Source organism: Cryptosporangium sp. NPDC051539 (genome assembly GCF_044454545.1).
Lineage (GTDB): Bacteria > Actinomycetota > Actinomycetes > Mycobacteriales > Cryptosporangiaceae > Cryptosporangium.
The window spans coordinates 472179-486531 of record NZ_JBITDV010000001.1 but is presented as its reverse complement, the minus strand read 5'-3'; the positions used below and the strand labels follow the sequence as shown (position 1 = coordinate 486531).

Genomic DNA, 14353 nt, shown 5'->3' with positions numbered 1-14353 from the left:
CTCAGGTCAGCCGGCCAGCCGCGACGAGCAGGATGAGCACCCACGTCCATCAACGGTCACGGGACTCACCTCCTCGATCGGTCGCAGCGCACGGAACGCTACCAGGCCGATCGCCGCCGGGAAAATCACTCGGCGGCGGGCCCGGAATCCGGGGCCGGGCGGGCCGCCTCGAGCATCGGGGCGAGCAGCGCGGCGGCGCGGTCGACGTCCGCGGCCACGGCGGTACGCAGACCCGAGGCGGGGCTTCCGGTGGCGAACTGACGGGTGAGGCTGTCGGCCTGCACCCGCCAGAGGCCGACGACCGCGATCGCGGCGATCGTCGGTTCGGGGGAGTCGGCGCCGGCGCCCCGGCGGGCGGCCAGGAACGCGGCGACCGTGGCGATGAGACGCTCGGTCATGTCGTGCCGGTACGCGCGCAGGCCCGGCGTGCTGACCGACAGTTCGCGGAACCGGCGGGTCTGCTCGACCGCGTGCGCCACGTCGTCCTGGCTGCGGAGCCAGCCGTCGAGCGCGGCTAGTTCCGCGGTCAGCACCGTGAGGGCGGCGTCCAGCACCGTGGCGTCCGGAGTCGACAGCGCGGCCCGCAGCGACGTGAGCGTGTCGTCGAACCGGTCGAGAAGCAGGGCTTCCTTGGTGGGGAAGTAGTTGAACACGGTCTTCTCGGAGACCTCGCACGCGTCGGCGATCTCGGCCACGCGGACCGCGTCGAAGCCGCGTTCGAGAAACATCCGCGTCGCGGTCGACGTCAGCCGCGCTCGCATCGCCCGCTTCTTCCGCTCCCGCAGGCCGGGCTGCCAGTCGACGGTTTCCACGGAGGTAAACCTACAGTGACTGAAGTTTTCTTGCTACCGTAAGTTTCATGCAGATCCTCGGTCTTGTTCTTTTGGGCCTTCTCGCCGGCGAAGAATTCATCGTTCGGTACGGCGTGCAGCCGGCGTTGCGGAGTCTGGACGACCGGTCGCACATCCGGGCCCGGGTCGCACTGGTCCGGAGACTGCGGGTGGTGGTGCCCGGTCTGATGCTCCCGGCCGTGGCGCTCGCGGTGGTGGTGCTGGTCACCGTGGGTGGTGCCGGCAGCGGCTTCCGGTGGGGTGGTGCGGCGGCGCTGGCCGCGTTCGTGCTGATCTCGTTCCTCGGCACGGTGCCGATCAACATGCAGGTCATCGACTGGCGCGACGACGCCCCGCCCGCGAACTGGCGCGAGACCGTGCTGCGCTGGGAGCGCCTCGACGTGGCCCGCTCCGCCGCCGCGGTCGTCGCGTTCGTGTGCTTCGTCGCGGCCCTGGCCGCCCGGACGTAGCCCGCGACGGTGCGACCTGCCGCGGACCCGCGGCGGCGGGGGCCGGGGCCGGGGCCGCGACCGGCGTCTCGGCGGCCGACGCACCGCGGCACCCCGGTGAGCGGGTCGCCCGAGCGGTTCCCCGGCTGGGGCGGTTCCCCGGCTGGGGCGGGGCCGCGCTGGGACGAGAATCGTGCTGTGGCGAGGGCCCCTCCTGGGGCCGTCCTGCCTGGGCCGTCCTGCCTGCGGCCGCTCTGCCTGCGGCCGCTCTGTTTGGGCCCGCCCCTCCTGGGGCCGTCCTGCCTGGGCCGTCCTGTCCCTGGCGGGGCCCGGGGACGGGTCGGCGCTAGTCGGAACCCTGGTCGGCGCGGCGTCGGCGGGGGGCGATCTGGCGGAGGCCGGCGTCGAGCAGGTGGGCGCCGAGTTCCTCGTCGGTCAGCGCCGCGAACTGAGGACTGGCAGCCGCGGCCACGATGCCGGTGAGCGCCACCGCGGCCGACACCTCCTCGGCCGGCCCGGCGTCCGGCCCTACCAGCACCGCGGTGATGCGATCGGAGATCCGGTCGAAGTCGGGCTGGTGATCTCGCACGACGCGCAGCACGGCGACGTCGTCGTACAGGAGGGTCAGCAGGTCGCGATGGCCGATCACCATGTCGACGAACGCCTCCAGGAACGCGCGCGCCCGTGCGGCCCGGCCGCGCCGGGTCTCGGCCTCGCCGAGCGTCGTGACGAGCTGCTCGACGGCGGGCAGCACCACGGCCAGGACGATCTCGTCCTTGGTCTTGAAGTGGTAGTACACCGCAGCCTTGGTGACGCCCATCGCGTCGGCGATCCGCTGCAGGGAGGTGCCCTCGACGCCGAACTTCGCGAACTGGGCGAGGGCGGCGTCGATGACCCGTTGCCGTCCGTCGCGGGTCACGGTGCTTGTCACGAGTCCTCCCAGCTCGTGCGCAATGGTAGGAGGACCCGCGACCGATCGTCAACGCCCGCCCTAGCCGCTCGGCTAGCGCTGACGCGCGCCCGCGGACGGTCGGCCCTCGTCGCTCAGCTGCGGCCGAGCATCTCGGCGGTGAGGACCGTGCCGCCGAGGCCCCAGCCTCCCTCGGGCACCTCGTCGATCAGCACGAGGGTGTTCGCCCGGGCGCGTTCGCCGTACACGTCTGCGTAGGCGTCGGTGACGGCGTCGATCAGTTTCTTCTTGGACTCCGGCGTCAGCGTGTCGGCCGGGACCTTCAGGTTCGCGAAAGGCATGGTCTCTCCTCCGGGATGAGTCCGCCGCGGGGGCGGACTAGATGATTCCGCCGTTGGCGCGGACTACCTGGCCGTTGACCCAGTGGCCCGCCTCGCCGGCCAGGAACGCGACGACGTTCGCGATGTCGCGCGGCTGACCGAGGCGCTCCAGCGGCGGCTGCTTCGCGAGGTGCTCGATCGTCGCCTCGTCCTTGCCGTCGAGGAACAGGTCGGTCGCGGTCGGGCCGGGAGCGACCGTGTTCACCGTGATGTTCCGCCCGCGCAACTCGCGCGCGAGGATCAGCGTCATCGACTCGATCGCACCCTTGCTGGCGGTGTAGCCGGCGTAGGTCGGGAACTGCAGGCCGACGACCGAGGTGGAGAACAGGACGATCGATCCGCCGTCTCGCAGCCGGCGCGCGGCTTCCCTGGCCACGACGAACGCGCCCCGGATGTTCGTGCGGTGCATCGCGTCCAGATCGTCGAGATCGAGATCGACGACCGTGGAGAGGGCCATCCGGCCGGCCGCGTTGACGACGACGTCGACGCCGCCGAACTCTTTCTCGGCCGTGTCGAACAGCGCGGCGACCGCGGTCTCGTCGGCGATGTCGCCCTGTACCGCGACCGCGCGCCCGCCGGACGCGGTGATCTCTTCGACGACCTCGTTCGCGGCGTCGGTGCGCCCGGCATAGCTGACGACGACCGCGGCGCCCTGCGACGCGAGGGTCGTGGCGACCGACCGGCCGATGCCACGCGAACCTCCGGTGACGATGGCGACGCTCATGTCTCGCTCCTCCAAATCGTCGATACGGAGTGCCCGTATCGCTGTTACGGAACGACTCTAGCAGGATCCGTAGCAATGACAAGGATTCTGCGTATCATTGATTTCGTGAGCACCGAGACAGTGGAGACGGCCCTGCGCGCGACGATGATCGCGGCGGCGGAGCAGCAGTTGGTCTCGTCCGACGACCAGGACGTCGCCACCCGGGCCGTGTGCGAGGCCGTGGGCGTCAGCCAGCCGGTGCTCTACCGCCTGTTCGGCGACAAGCGCGGCCTGCTCGACGCGGTCGCCGACGCGGGCTTCGAGCGGTACGCGGCGCTGAAGGCCGCGCAACCGGCGAGCGGGGATCCGATCGCCGACCTGCGGGCCGGGTGGGACCAGCACATGGAGTTCGCGCGCGCCAACCCGGCGCTCTACCAGCTGATGTTCGCCCCGCGGCCGCGCGCGCACTCGGTGGCCAGGCAGCGCATCTTCGGGCTGCTCGAGGCCCAGCTCGTGCGCTGCGCGGCGGTCGGCGCGCTGCGCACCGAACCGGCGGTGGCCGCGCAGCTGATCCTGTCGGCGAACGTCGGGGTGGCGCTGAACCGCATCGCCCAGCCCGACCTGTTCGACGATCCGGCCCTGTCGGTGCGGATGCGCGACGCGGTCTTCAGCGCGGTGCTCACCGCGCCGGTGCCGATCGCCGACGGCGAGCCCCCGGCCCGCGCGGCGGCGCGCCGGCTCCGGTCGCAGCTGCAGGTCACCGGCACCGACGCGCTGGCACCGGCCGAGGCGGGCCTGCTCGACCTGTGGCTCGACCGGATCGTGTCGCTCGAGCCCGGCGGCGGCACTAGCTAGGCCGACGGCCCACTGGGCCCACTGGGCCCACTAGGCCCACTAGGCCCACTAGGCCCACTAGGCCCGCGCGGTGATCATCCAGCAGGCGGCGGTGTAGCGGACCTCGTCGCCGTGGACGAACGGGTCGAACGCGGCCCGGACCGTGCTCACCGCGGTGGCGCGGGTGTGCTCGTCGAGGTCGGTCCAGACCTGGGCCAGCGCGCCGAAGTTCGTGAAGTAGCCGACCAGCGCCGACTCCGGCATCCGGCACTCCAGGTCGAGCGGCACCAGGTCGACGTCGTGCCAGCTCGCGTCCAGAGCCCGGTGGACGACCGCCGGGCCGGCGAAGCTGAACCGGCCCGCGCTGCCCGGCGGACTCGTCGCAAGGCCGGGAACCACCGGCGCGGCGGCCTGTTCGGGCACCAGCATGAACGGGTTCTCCTCCCCGCCGCGCCAGACGACGCACCGCAGCGCCGCACCCGGCCGGGCGGCCCGGTGCAGGTTGGCGAACGCGACGGGGGGCTCGGGGAAGAACATCACGCCGAACCGGGACACGATCGCGTCGAACTCTCCCGGCGTGAACGGGTGCGTCTGGGCGTCGGCGCAGAGGAACGTCGCCGTGGAGCCGTCCTCCGCGGCCCGCTCGCGTGCGGCGGCCACCATCTGCTCGGACAGGTCGAGCCCGACGCAGCGGGCGTGCCGGGCGAGCGCGACGGTCGTGCCCCCGGTGCCGCAGCCGACGTCGAGCACGTCCCGCGCTCCGGCCGCCGTCACGGCGTCCACCAGCGCGTTCTCCATCGGCCGGAGAAGGTCGTCGGTGAGCGCGCGGCTCGCCACCCAGGCCGTTCCGGCCCGGCCGTTCCAGCGGGCGGTCTGGCTTTCCTCGACGGGCATCAGGACTCCTGTCGGTTTGCGGTCCCCGGTCTCCGGTGACACCGTTCCACTTCAAGACGGCTTGAAGTCAAGGAGGCGGCGTGGACATCGCGGACGTGGCCCGTCGGGCCGGGCTGCCGCCCTCGACGCTGCGGTACTACGAGGAAAAGGGCCTGATCGCGTCGACCGGGCGGCACGGCCTGCGCCGCCAGTACGACGAGTCGGTGCCGGCGCGGCTCGCGCTGATCGGCCTGGTCCGCGCGGCCGGCTTCACGCTCGACCAGATCGTCCGCTTGCTGCCGGGCGGATCCGGAAGCCTCGACCGCGAGATGCTCACCGCGCGCGCCGACGAACTCGACCGGACGGTCGCCGAGCTCACCGCGCTGAGCGACTCGCTGCGCCACGCCGCCGCGTGCCCGGCGCCGAGTCACACCGAGTGTTCCAGTTTCCAGCGAATCGTCCGGGCCGAGGCCGCGCGGCCGACCCGGCGACGCGCCTTCCCGATCGAAACCAGACACCCTTAGGATTCCACAGTGGCCAGCAATGAGTGGATGACCGACCTACCCGACCGTCCGCCGGTGGAGTTGCACCCGGAACGTCCCCACCCCGCGCGGGTGTACGACTACCTGCTGGGCGGCAACACCAACTTCGCCTCCGATCGGGAGTTCGCCGAGGCGGCGCTGAAGGTGAACGAGGGGACGCGGACGACCGCGCGGTCCAACCGCGAGTTCCTCCGCCGGGCGGTCACGTTCCTCACTCGCGACGCCGGGATCCGGCAGTTCGTCGACATCGGTACCGGGTTACCGACCAGCCCGAACGTGCACGAGACCGCGCACGCGATCGCGCCCGGGAGCCGGATCGTCTACACCGACAACGACCCGATCGTGGCCGCGCACGCCCGCGCGCTGCTCACGAGCGAGCCCGGCACCGGCCCGACGACCTACATCGAGGCCGACCTGCGCGAGCCGGAGACGATCCTCACCCAGGCCGCCGAGATCCTCGACTTCTCGAAGCCGGTCGGGCTTCTGCTGATCGCGGTGACCCACCACCTCAAGGACGACGAGGATCCGCACGCGGTCGTCGCGAAGGTCATCGACCAGTTGCCGTCCGGGTCGTACCTGGCGCTGTCGCAGATCACCGACGAGTTCCGGCCGGAGTGGCACGAGATCGAGAAGGACTTCGCGCGCCGCGGCAGCGTCCTGCGGCCGCGGCCCCGGGCGGAGATCGAGCGGTTCTTCACCGGGCTGGAGAAGGTCGAGCCGGGCCTGCAGGTCGTGAACCGGTGGCGGCCGGAGGAGACCGACGTCTACAAGGACCTCACCGAGGGCGAGTGCTCGCTGCTGGGTGCGGTGGCCCGCAAGCCTTGATCTCAAGCCGGGTTGAGGTCCTAGCGTCTGCGGCATGACGCGACCCACTCTTGCCGACCCCTCCGCCGAGGCCACCGCTTCGGCCGTGGCCCACGAGTTCGCCGCCACGCTCCAACGGGGCGGCGACACGACGGACGCCGACGAGTACGACCGCTGGTTCGCCGACGACGTGCTGTGGGGCAGCCCCTACGGCCTCGTGCTGGCCGGATACGCCCCGCTGAACAGCGTCCACCACCGCTTGATGGACGCGGTGAAACACGCGCCGGATCCGGAGGCACCGGCGCAGGGCGCGCCGGCCTCGGTCTTCGAGGTCGTGGCGGTGCAGGCGATCGCGCCCGGCGTGATCGTCACGCAGATCCGGCGGCGGGCGCTCCTCGAGGGCGGGTTCTCGGAGATGGCGCTGTACGTGCTGGTGGAGCGCGACGGCGGGTGGTGGCTGGCCGCCGCGCAGAACACGCCGATCAAGCCCACGTAAAGCGGGACCCGGCCGGGATACTCGCTGTCGCGCGGACGCGGTGACCAGTACGGTCTCGCAGCATGGAAGAGCTCGCGTCCGTCGGTGATCTGCGGATCTGCTGGTCGGCGCTGGGTGATCCGGCGGCCGAGCCGATGGTGCTCGTGATGGGGCTGGGTTTCCAGCTGGTGCACTGGCCGGACGGACTGTGCCGGTCGCTCGCCGACGCCGGCTACCGGGTCATCCGGTTCGACAACCGGGACGCCGGCCGGTCGACGCATCTGCCCGGTGCCCGCTACACGCTGTCGGACCTGGCCGGTGACACCGCCGGATTGCTGGACGTGCTCGGGATCGGCTCGGCGCACGTCGTCGGGGCGTCGATGGGCGGCATGATCGCGCAGGTGCTCGCGGTGGAGCACCCGGAGCGGGTGCGGTCGCTGGCGTCGCTGATGTCGACGACCGGGCGCCGCGGGGTGGGCGGGACGTCCTGGCGGGTGCTCCGGCACGCGCTCTCCCGGCGGCCGCGCACGGTGGAGGAAGCGGTCGAGCGGCGGGTGCGGGTCTTCCGGTCGGTCGGCTCGACCGGGTTCCCGCACGACGTCGAGGAGCTACGGGGGGCGAACCGGCTCGCCTACGAACGAGACGGGGACGCTCGGGGTGGGCGCCGCCGTCAGCATCGGGCCGTGCGGGCGGCCGGGGACCGGACCGAGGCGCTGCGGCGCGTGTCGGTGCCCACGGTCGTCGTGCACGGAACGGCCGACCGGATGTGTGCCGTGTCCGGCGGGCGGGCGACGGCGGCGGCGATACCGGGGGCGCGGCTGGAGCTGATCGAGGGGATGGGGCACGATTTGCCCCCGGGGGTGTGGCCGCGAATCGTGGGGGCGGTAGCCGCGAACGCGGCGCGCGCGTAACGGCGGACGAGGAGACGACGGACCATGTCGACGATCCACGAGACGACGCTGGTGCCCACCAAGCTCGAGTTGCTGGCGGGCTGGCTGCCGTCGCGGCCCTGGTACGGCGGGGCCGGGGCACCGGAGCTGGTCAAGGGCGGCGGCTTCCGGCTGGACGACCCGGCCGGTGAGGTCGGGGTCGAACTCATGGTCGTCGTCGACGTGCGCGGGCCGGAAACCGCGAGCTACTTCGTGCCGATGACGTACCGGAGCGCGCCGCTCCCCGGTGCGGACGACGCGCTGATCGGGACGATGGAGCACGGCGTGCTCGGGACGCGGTACGCGTACGACGCACCGCACGACCCGGTGTTCCGGGAACTGTTGCTCGCGCTGGTGCACGGCAAGGCCGTGCCGCAGGCGCAGTCCGAGAGCGACACCGAGGACACGACGGTGCGAGTGACGCCGGTACCGGACGCGGTCGGAGCGGACGTCGTCCGCGTCCTGAGCCCGACCGAGGCCTCGCCCGCGGCGGGAGACGTGTCGGTGCTCTACACGCTCGCCGGCGAGGCCGTCCGAGCCGTGGTCGCCCGGGCGATCTAGCCCCGGCCCCGGCCCAGGCCCCGGGTCAGGCCCCGGGTCAGGCCCCGGGTCAGGCCCCGGGTCAGGGGGCAGGGCGCGTGGCGGCCCGGGCCCAGGCCACCAGGGCGGGCTGGCCCAGGAGGCGGAGTGCTCGCTTCCGGTCGCTGTCCAGGCCGAAGCCGTCCTTGTGGCCGGTGTACTGCGCGATGTTGCCCGGGAACACCGCGACGAAGAACCCGGCGACCAGCGTCCCGAGGCGCTTGCGGGCCGGCTGGCGCCAGGTGGTCAGCAGCGCGGTACCCAGTGCCAGTTCGACGATCCCCGACGCGAGGACGACCGTGTCGGGGTCGGCCGGGAACCAGTCGGGCACCTGGGCTCGGAACTCTTCCCGCGCCACGGTCAGGTGTGACGCTCCCGCTGTGAGCAACACCGCCCCCAGCGCAGCCTGCCCCACCCCACGCACCACGCCAGATTTCGCCATGGACCCGATTAGACCAGCCGGGGCGGGTGCGGTCAGGACAGGATTGCTCCGCAGGTGGATTCGTGCGGGAGCAGGGGACGGAATTCGATCTGGTAGTAGCGGCCGCCACCGCCCCGCCAGATGGTGTCGTTGGTGCCCTCGGTGACCATCGTCGCGACGTCCGGCCCGGTCGTGAGCGCGCACGAGTACGCGCTGTGGCCGATCGGCCGGCCCGGCAGCGGGGCGCCCCGGTAGGTGACGAGTGCGCTGACCAGGGGCCGGTTCTCGTAGTAGTCCTTCGCGACGTCCTGGCGGATGTTGATCGCGGCGACCGCGGCCGGGCGGTACGGGTGGTCGGGGCCGACGGCGCGGGCTCCGAGGGTGCCCGGCAGGTCGAAGAGTTGCGCGACCACGGCCCGGAGATGCGCCTGGTTGTCCTGCTGGGTGGCGGTGAGGCCGTGCGTGCGGGGATAGCGGGAGTAGACGTCGTCGAAGTCGTCGACCGCGACGGTGCGGACGGTGCCGCCGGTCGTGGCCGTGAACCTCGTGGCGAACGGCCGGGGCTCCGGGTCTCCGAGGTCGGCGTCGAGGGCCCGGCGCAGCGAACGGGCCAGGCGCCGGGCGTCGCGGGGGGAGACCTGGCGCTCGCGGAGATCCGGGAAGAGTGGGTACCAGCCGGCCATCTGGTGGTTGACGCGGGTGATCACCCGCCCGTCGGCGTAGACCGTGACCAGCGGGATCCCGCCGTAGTTCTCGGTCGGCCGGTGCTCGTCGCTGTCGCCGACGGGCGTCCGCACCTGAGCGATGACGTCAGCCCGCTCCGCGGCCGGCCCCGACGCCCGCTCCGCGGCCGGAGCAGGAGCCGGAGCCGAGACGGGGGTCGGGGGCGGGACGGGGGACGCCGCCGCGGCCGGGGCCGCGGCGGCGGTCACCACCGCACCCACCCACACCGTGCCGATAACCCGCATAAGGCGCATATCGGCACGATAGCCGACCTCAGCCGACCGCGGTCAGCTCCAGCACCAGCGCCTGCTGCGGCTCGAGCGTCGGCATCACGAGCCCCACCGCCCCGAGCACTCCGCCCGACATCTCCACCGGCGCACCGCCGACCCACGGCGTCCCGGCGCGCGCGCTGAACCGCGGCTCGCCGAGCTCGCTCACCACCCGCACCCGGTACTTCACCGACGGCTCCAGCCCCGGTAGCAGCACCCGCCCGGCCTGCGTCGGCGGTGACGTCACGGTCCGGGACCAGACGTAGACCGCCCGCTCCGGCGACACCACCCCGCTCAGGCTGAGCGCCGGGTCCGGCGACTCACCGTGCACCACGGTCCCGGACGCGATCAGCGGCCGGATGCTCTTGTGGAAGTCGATCCACGTCTTGACGACCGCGAGCTCCTCCGGGCTCCGCTGGATCAGGTTCCACTCGATCCCGACGTGCCCGAGCAGCGCCGACGCCATCCGGAACGGCAGGTCGGTCTCGCGGCCGGTGGTGTGGGCCCGGGGCGCCCCGACGTGCATGCCGACGAGCTCCGGCGGCAGCAGCTGCATCGTCCAGCGGTCGATCAGCACCCGCTCGACCGGGTCGATGCAGTCCGATGCCCACACCCGGTCGGTGCGGTCCAGGATCCCGAGGTCCACGCGGCCCCCGCCGGACGAGCACGACTCGATCTCCAGCCCCGGGTGCCGCTCGCGCAGCGCGTCCATCAGCGCGTACAACGCGTGCGTCTGGGCCGAGACGCCCGGTCGCCCGGTGACCCGGGAGATCCCCTCGTGGATCTCCCGGTTGTGGTCCCACTTGAGGTACGCGATCTCGTACTCCGAGACCAGCGCGCTGATCGCGTTCAGCAGGTACTCGAACGCGTCCGGGTGCGCCACGTTCAGCACGTACTGCGACCGGGACGGCGGTCCGACCGGCGACGGGGCCAGGATCCAGTCCGGGTGCTCGCGCGCCAGATCCGAGTCGAGCGAGACCATCTCGGGCTCGAACCAGAGCCCGAATTCCAGCCCCCGGCTGCGCACGTGCTCGGCCAGCGGCCCCAGGCCCGACGGCCACGTCGCCGGGTCGACGGTCCAGTCGCCGAGCGCGGTCGTGTCGTTGCGGCGGCCGAGGAACCAGCCGTCGTCCAGCACGAACCGCTCGACGCCGACCTCGGCAGCCCGGTCGGCCAGCTCCGTCAGCGTCTCGAGGCGGTGGTCGAAGTACACCGCCTCCCAGGTGTTGACGATCACCGGCCGGGGACGCGCCGGGTGCGACGGCCGGGCCCGCAGGTATTCGTGGAACCGGTCCGCCAGCCCGTCCAGCCCGCGCTCGGAATACGCGAACATCGCCACCGGCGACCGGTAGACCGCGCCCGGCTCCAGGCGCACCTCGCCCGCCCGCAGCAGCTCACCCCCGCCGAGCACGGACGAGAACACGCCCGCACCCTCCGGATACCGCTCGACCGACCACGACGTGTCGCCGCTCCAGGCCAGGTGCAGACCCCACACCTCGCCGTGCCGGTTCGCGAACCCCGGCGTCCCGACCACGGTCAGGTACGGCGAGCCCGGTCCGGGCTTCCCGCGGCGCAGGTCACGCTGGTGCGCCCCGTCGACGACCGGCAGCCGCTGCGGCTGACGCTCCCGGGCCCAGCGTCCGGTGAAGTCGAGGATCTCGGCGGCGCGCGCCGGGATCGGCATCAACGCACGCACCCCGCCGACGTCGAACGGCTGCGCGGCGTCGGCGTCCGGGTCTGCGTCCGGGCGCCGCACGGTGTGCTGCACGAACACGAGCCCGGACGGCGACAGCGTCACCTGCAGGTCCAGCTCCAGACCGGTGACCTCGTCGGCGAGCAACACCTCGACGCCGGAGCCGGCGACCCGTACCGGCGCGCGCAGGACCGGCCGCGGTGTCGTCCGGGTCCCGTTCAGGTGACCGGCGAAACCGGGCGTTCCCGACCACAGGTCCCGCTCGGTCGGCACCAGCGTCAGCCGCCGGGGCACGTCGGGGGCGTTGTGCGGGATCTCGGTCGCCTCGGTCGCGAGCAGGGCCCGCAGGTCGCCGGCGTCGACGTCACCGAGGTCGGCGCCCCAGTGGAGCACGGTGGGCACCGGCCCGTTCACGTCCAGGACGAGCGAAACGCCGGCCGCGCGCAGGTGCACGGGCGACTCGTGGGATTGCGAAGAAATCGGCACGTCAACCGATCGTAGGCGGCCCCTTCGCCTCCGACGGGTGCGCCCCCTCCGGCCCCCGGCCGCCGCCCCTCCGGCCCTTCGGGCGCGACCTTTCGAGGCCTCCGCTCGCGGCCCCGCGAGATCGCTCCGCCATCAATTCCGCCGACCCGCTTGGCGTGCGCTCGCACAACCGGTTGAGTAGAGGGCATAGTCCTGTTACCGGAGTGTCCTCTGTGGCAATCCGTGACCCCATGGAGTTACCCACGTGGCTTCTGTGCCGTTCCCGAGCTACGACCTCGTAGCCGCCGCCCATGACGGCGACCGGGGGGCGGCGGAGCGACTCGTTTCCGAGTCTCTGCCGCTCGTGTACACGCTCATGGTGCGGGCGGCGAGCCCGCGCGCGGACGTGCCCGAACTCGTGGCCAGAACCATGGCGCTGGTGGCCGCGGGCATGCCCGGCCTGGGGGAGCCCGCGGTCTACCGGCCGTGGCTGTGCGGCACCGCGCTGCGGTTCGTCTGGGCCGCCGGTCAGGACGAGGTGACCACCGGGCGGCACGCCGACAGCCCGGCCATGCTCCTCGGCGCCCACACCGGCGCCGGTCCCGAGCAGCGCGCCGAGGCGGGTGAGGCGATCCGCTGGATCGGCGCCGACGACCGCGAACTGCTCGCACTCTGGTGGCTCGAGGTGGCGGGCGAGTTGTCGCGCGACGAGTTGGTCGCCGCGAGCGGACTGGTCCCGGCGCAGGCGAACGGCCGGATCCGCCAGGTCGAGGCTCGGTTCGAGGATGCCCGCACGGCCGTCCGGGCGCTCGCGGCGCTACCGCCCTGCGCCGACCTGACCGCGGTGCTGGCCCGCTGGGACCGGCGGCCGTCCGAGCGCCGCCGCCGCCAGGTCGCGCGCCACGCGCAGGACTGCCCGATCTGCCGGGTGCGCACCGGCGACCTGATCCCGGCCGACCGGCTGCTGCGCGGCACCCCGCTGCTGGTCCCGCCGCCGGCGGTCGTCGACCGGGTCCGGGTGGTGCTGGCGTCCGGGGCGGCGGCCGGGCTCGCGCCCGACCGCGGGCGGCGCGACACGCCGGTGCGCCGGGCGGTCGACCGGGTGCGGCGGATCGCGGCGATCCCGCGGGTGCAGACGCTGACCCGGGTCGCGGCGGTCTGCATCGCGCTCGCGTTACTCGTCGGTGCGCTGGTGTCGTACGCGCACAGCCGCGAGGCGGCGGACGATCCGTCCGGTGCGGCGCCGCAGGCAACGCCCGCGAGCAGCCGAAACACCGATCCTCAGGTGGAGGGCGGCGGCCGCCGGGCGAGTAACGATCACCCACGTGAGGTGCGAATGCTGCGGGAAGTGGCGCATTGACACGGCGCTGCTCGACGGTGTGCCGCGGCTCAAGCTCACCCACCACGGTTACCTGGTCGACGGCGGCTACTTCACCGACGTGGAGCACCTGTTCGCGGCCGTCACCCGCCACGGCGGCCCTGACCGTGCCGCGTTCCGCCCCGAAGCCGCCTAGCTCTACGCCCAGGCTCGGCGGGAGCGCCCGGCCCAGTACTCCGCCGGGGCCTCGGCCAGGCCGTCGCCCGCGCCCGCGGGCAGGTCCAGCCCGGCCGCGTGCAGGTTGCGGTCGATCTGGCCGACGGTCACCGCGCCGGTGAGCACCCGGGCCGCCCACGGCTGGGCCAGCGCCACGGCCAGCGCCAGCTCGTCGACCGGGATCCCTAGCTCCCGCGCGGCGCCCGCCACCGGCCCGGGAGCCTCGTCCGGCGTCAGCCGCCCGTTCGCCAGCGTCTCCTTCACGATCACCGCCGTCCCGGCGTCCGCCGCCTCCGCCAGTGCCGGCCCCGCCGACGTCTCCAGCAGGTTCCAGGTGGACTGCACGACGGTGAACAACGGCTCCCCGTCCACGGTGAGACCGATCGCCCGCCGGATGGTCTCCGCCTGCGCCGGTCCCGAGGTCGAAAGCCCTATGCGGACGCTCTGCGAGCGCAGCTGAGCCAGCTCGCGCAGCAGCGCCGGGTCGCCGAGCGCCGGGCTCTCCGGCGTCACCGAATGGATCAGATACGCGGTCAGCCGATCGCCGAGCAGCGCCCGGGTCTCGGCGACCTGCCGCCGGTAGGCCTCGACCGAGTGGTCCTTGACCTCGTGCACCGGCGCCTCCGACCGCCACTCGCCGACGTACGTGTAGCCCCACTTCGACCCGATCACCACGTCGTCGACGGCCGGCCGCGCGGCCAGCCAGACGGCCAGGAACTCCTCGGCCCGCCCGTACGAACGGGCGGCGTCGAAGTACCGCACCCCACCGGCGTAGGCGGCGTCGAGCACGGTCGCGGTGCGGCGCCGCATGGCGTCCACCGAACGATCGGAGCCCAGGTCGCGATCACGCCCGCCGTTGAGGTAGGCCGGACGGCCGAGGGCCGCCAGGCCGAGGCCCAATCCCTCGCCCAGAGCCGGGCCGGTACCGATGTCGCGCATG

18 protein-coding genes are annotated in these 14353 nt (G+C 73.1%); 9 read left to right on the top strand and 9 right to left on the bottom strand.

The annotated features are described in order from the left end of the window. Nucleotides 1-125: 125 nt before the first annotated feature. Entirely contained in the window at nt 126-812 is a 687-nt protein-coding gene (locus tag ACIBZJ_RS02345; RefSeq protein ID WP_395924586.1) for a TetR family transcriptional regulator, read from the bottom strand. 47 nt (nt 813-859) lie between these two features. On the opposite strand from ACIBZJ_RS02345, the gene ACIBZJ_RS02340 reads away from it, so the two are divergent. Further along, on the top strand, nt 860-1300 hold the full coding sequence (locus ACIBZJ_RS02340; RefSeq protein ID WP_395924584.1) for an anthrone oxygenase family protein: 441 nt from the start codon (nt 860-862) through the stop codon (nt 1298-1300). A gap of 325 nt (nt 1301-1625) precedes the next feature. Here ACIBZJ_RS02340 and ACIBZJ_RS02335 read toward each other — a convergent pair whose 3' ends face one another. The 3 genes from ACIBZJ_RS02335 to ACIBZJ_RS02325 form a co-directional block, all read right to left on the bottom strand. Then, nucleotides 1626-2210, bottom strand: a complete 585-nt coding sequence (locus ACIBZJ_RS02335) for a TetR/AcrR family transcriptional regulator (RefSeq protein WP_395924582.1) — start codon at nt 2208-2210, stop codon at nt 1626-1628. Between the two features lie 113 nt (nt 2211-2323). Next, nucleotides 2324-2530 carry a 4-oxalocrotonate tautomerase family protein gene (locus ACIBZJ_RS02330; RefSeq protein WP_395924580.1) on the bottom strand — a complete coding sequence of 69 codons (207 nt, stop codon included), beginning with the start codon at nt 2528-2530 and terminating at the stop codon, nt 2324-2326. 37 nt (nt 2531-2567) lie between these two features. Further along, nucleotides 2568-3293 carry an SDR family oxidoreductase gene (locus ACIBZJ_RS02325; protein ID WP_395924578.1) on the bottom strand — a complete coding sequence of 242 codons (726 nt, stop codon included), beginning with the start codon at nt 3291-3293 and terminating at the stop codon, nt 2568-2570. A 105-nt stretch (nt 3294-3398) separates the two neighbouring features. On the opposite strand from ACIBZJ_RS02325, the gene ACIBZJ_RS02320 reads away from it, so the two are divergent. Beyond that, a complete protein-coding gene (locus ACIBZJ_RS02320; protein ID WP_395924576.1) occupies nt 3399-4127 on the top strand; it encodes a TetR/AcrR family transcriptional regulator in 729 nt (242 codons plus the stop codon). A gap of 57 nt (nt 4128-4184) precedes the next feature. Here the strand turns inward: ACIBZJ_RS02320 and ACIBZJ_RS02315 are convergent, their stop codons facing one another. After that, nucleotides 4185-5000: a class I SAM-dependent methyltransferase gene (locus tag ACIBZJ_RS02315; protein WP_395924574.1), complete on the bottom strand. Its 816-nt coding sequence runs from the start codon at nt 4998-5000 to the stop codon at nt 4185-4187. An 80-nt stretch (nt 5001-5080) separates the two neighbouring features. On the opposite strand from ACIBZJ_RS02315, the gene ACIBZJ_RS02310 reads away from it, so the two are divergent. The 5 genes from ACIBZJ_RS02310 (at nt 5081) to ACIBZJ_RS02290 (ending at nt 8290) form a co-directional block, all read left to right on the top strand. Continuing rightward, entirely contained in the window at nt 5081-5503 is a 423-nt protein-coding gene (locus ACIBZJ_RS02310; RefSeq protein WP_395924572.1) for a helix-turn-helix domain-containing protein, read from the top strand. Nucleotides 5504-5512: 9 nt separating this feature from the next. Continuing rightward, entirely contained in the window at nt 5513-6346 is an 834-nt protein-coding gene (locus tag ACIBZJ_RS02305; protein WP_395924570.1) for an SAM-dependent methyltransferase, read from the top strand. A 34-nt stretch (nt 6347-6380) separates the two neighbouring features. Beyond that, nucleotides 6381-6821 carry a DUF4440 domain-containing protein gene (locus ACIBZJ_RS02300; protein WP_395924568.1) on the top strand — a complete coding sequence of 147 codons (441 nt, stop codon included), beginning with the start codon at nt 6381-6383 and terminating at the stop codon, nt 6819-6821. 62 nt (nt 6822-6883) lie between these two features. Continuing rightward, entirely contained in the window at nt 6884-7711 is an 828-nt protein-coding gene (locus ACIBZJ_RS02295; protein ID WP_395924566.1) for an alpha/beta fold hydrolase, read from the top strand. A 24-nt stretch (nt 7712-7735) separates the two neighbouring features. Then, entirely contained in the window at nt 7736-8290 is a 555-nt protein-coding gene (locus tag ACIBZJ_RS02290; protein WP_395924564.1) for a 1,4-alpha-glucan branching protein, read from the top strand. Between the two features lie 61 nt (nt 8291-8351). On the opposite strand, the gene ACIBZJ_RS02285 is transcribed toward ACIBZJ_RS02290, so the two are convergent. The 3 genes from ACIBZJ_RS02285 to ACIBZJ_RS02275 are packed head-to-tail and all read right to left on the bottom strand — an operon-like array spanning nt 8352 to nt 11900. Further along, complete coding sequence (locus ACIBZJ_RS02285) at nt 8352-8750, bottom strand: hypothetical protein (RefSeq protein WP_395924562.1); 399 nt, start codon at nt 8748-8750, stop codon at nt 8352-8354. 32 nt (nt 8751-8782) lie between these two features. Further along, nucleotides 8783-9706, bottom strand: coding sequence for a hypothetical protein (locus ACIBZJ_RS02280; RefSeq protein ID WP_395924560.1), 924 nt, complete (start codon nt 9704-9706; stop codon nt 8783-8785). A 19-nt stretch (nt 9707-9725) separates the two neighbouring features. Next, a complete protein-coding gene (locus ACIBZJ_RS02275) occupies nt 9726-11900 on the bottom strand; it encodes an alpha-galactosidase (protein ID WP_395924558.1) in 2175 nt (724 codons plus the stop codon). A gap of 244 nt (nt 11901-12144) precedes the next feature. On the opposite strand from ACIBZJ_RS02275, the gene ACIBZJ_RS02270 reads away from it, so the two are divergent. Further along, nucleotides 12145-13239, top strand: coding sequence for a hypothetical protein (locus ACIBZJ_RS02270; RefSeq protein WP_395924556.1), 1095 nt, complete (start codon nt 12145-12147; stop codon nt 13237-13239). Nucleotides 13240-13258: 19 nt separating this feature from the next. After that, entirely contained in the window at nt 13259-13393 is a 135-nt protein-coding gene (locus ACIBZJ_RS02265) for a hypothetical protein (RefSeq protein ID WP_395924554.1), read from the top strand. Between the two features lie 2 nt (nt 13394-13395). On the opposite strand, the gene ACIBZJ_RS02260 is transcribed toward ACIBZJ_RS02265, so the two are convergent. Beyond that, nucleotides 13396-14352: an aldo/keto reductase gene (locus ACIBZJ_RS02260; RefSeq protein ID WP_395924552.1), complete on the bottom strand. Its 957-nt coding sequence runs from the start codon at nt 14350-14352 to the stop codon at nt 13396-13398. Between the last annotated feature and the right edge of the window lies 1 nt (nt 14353).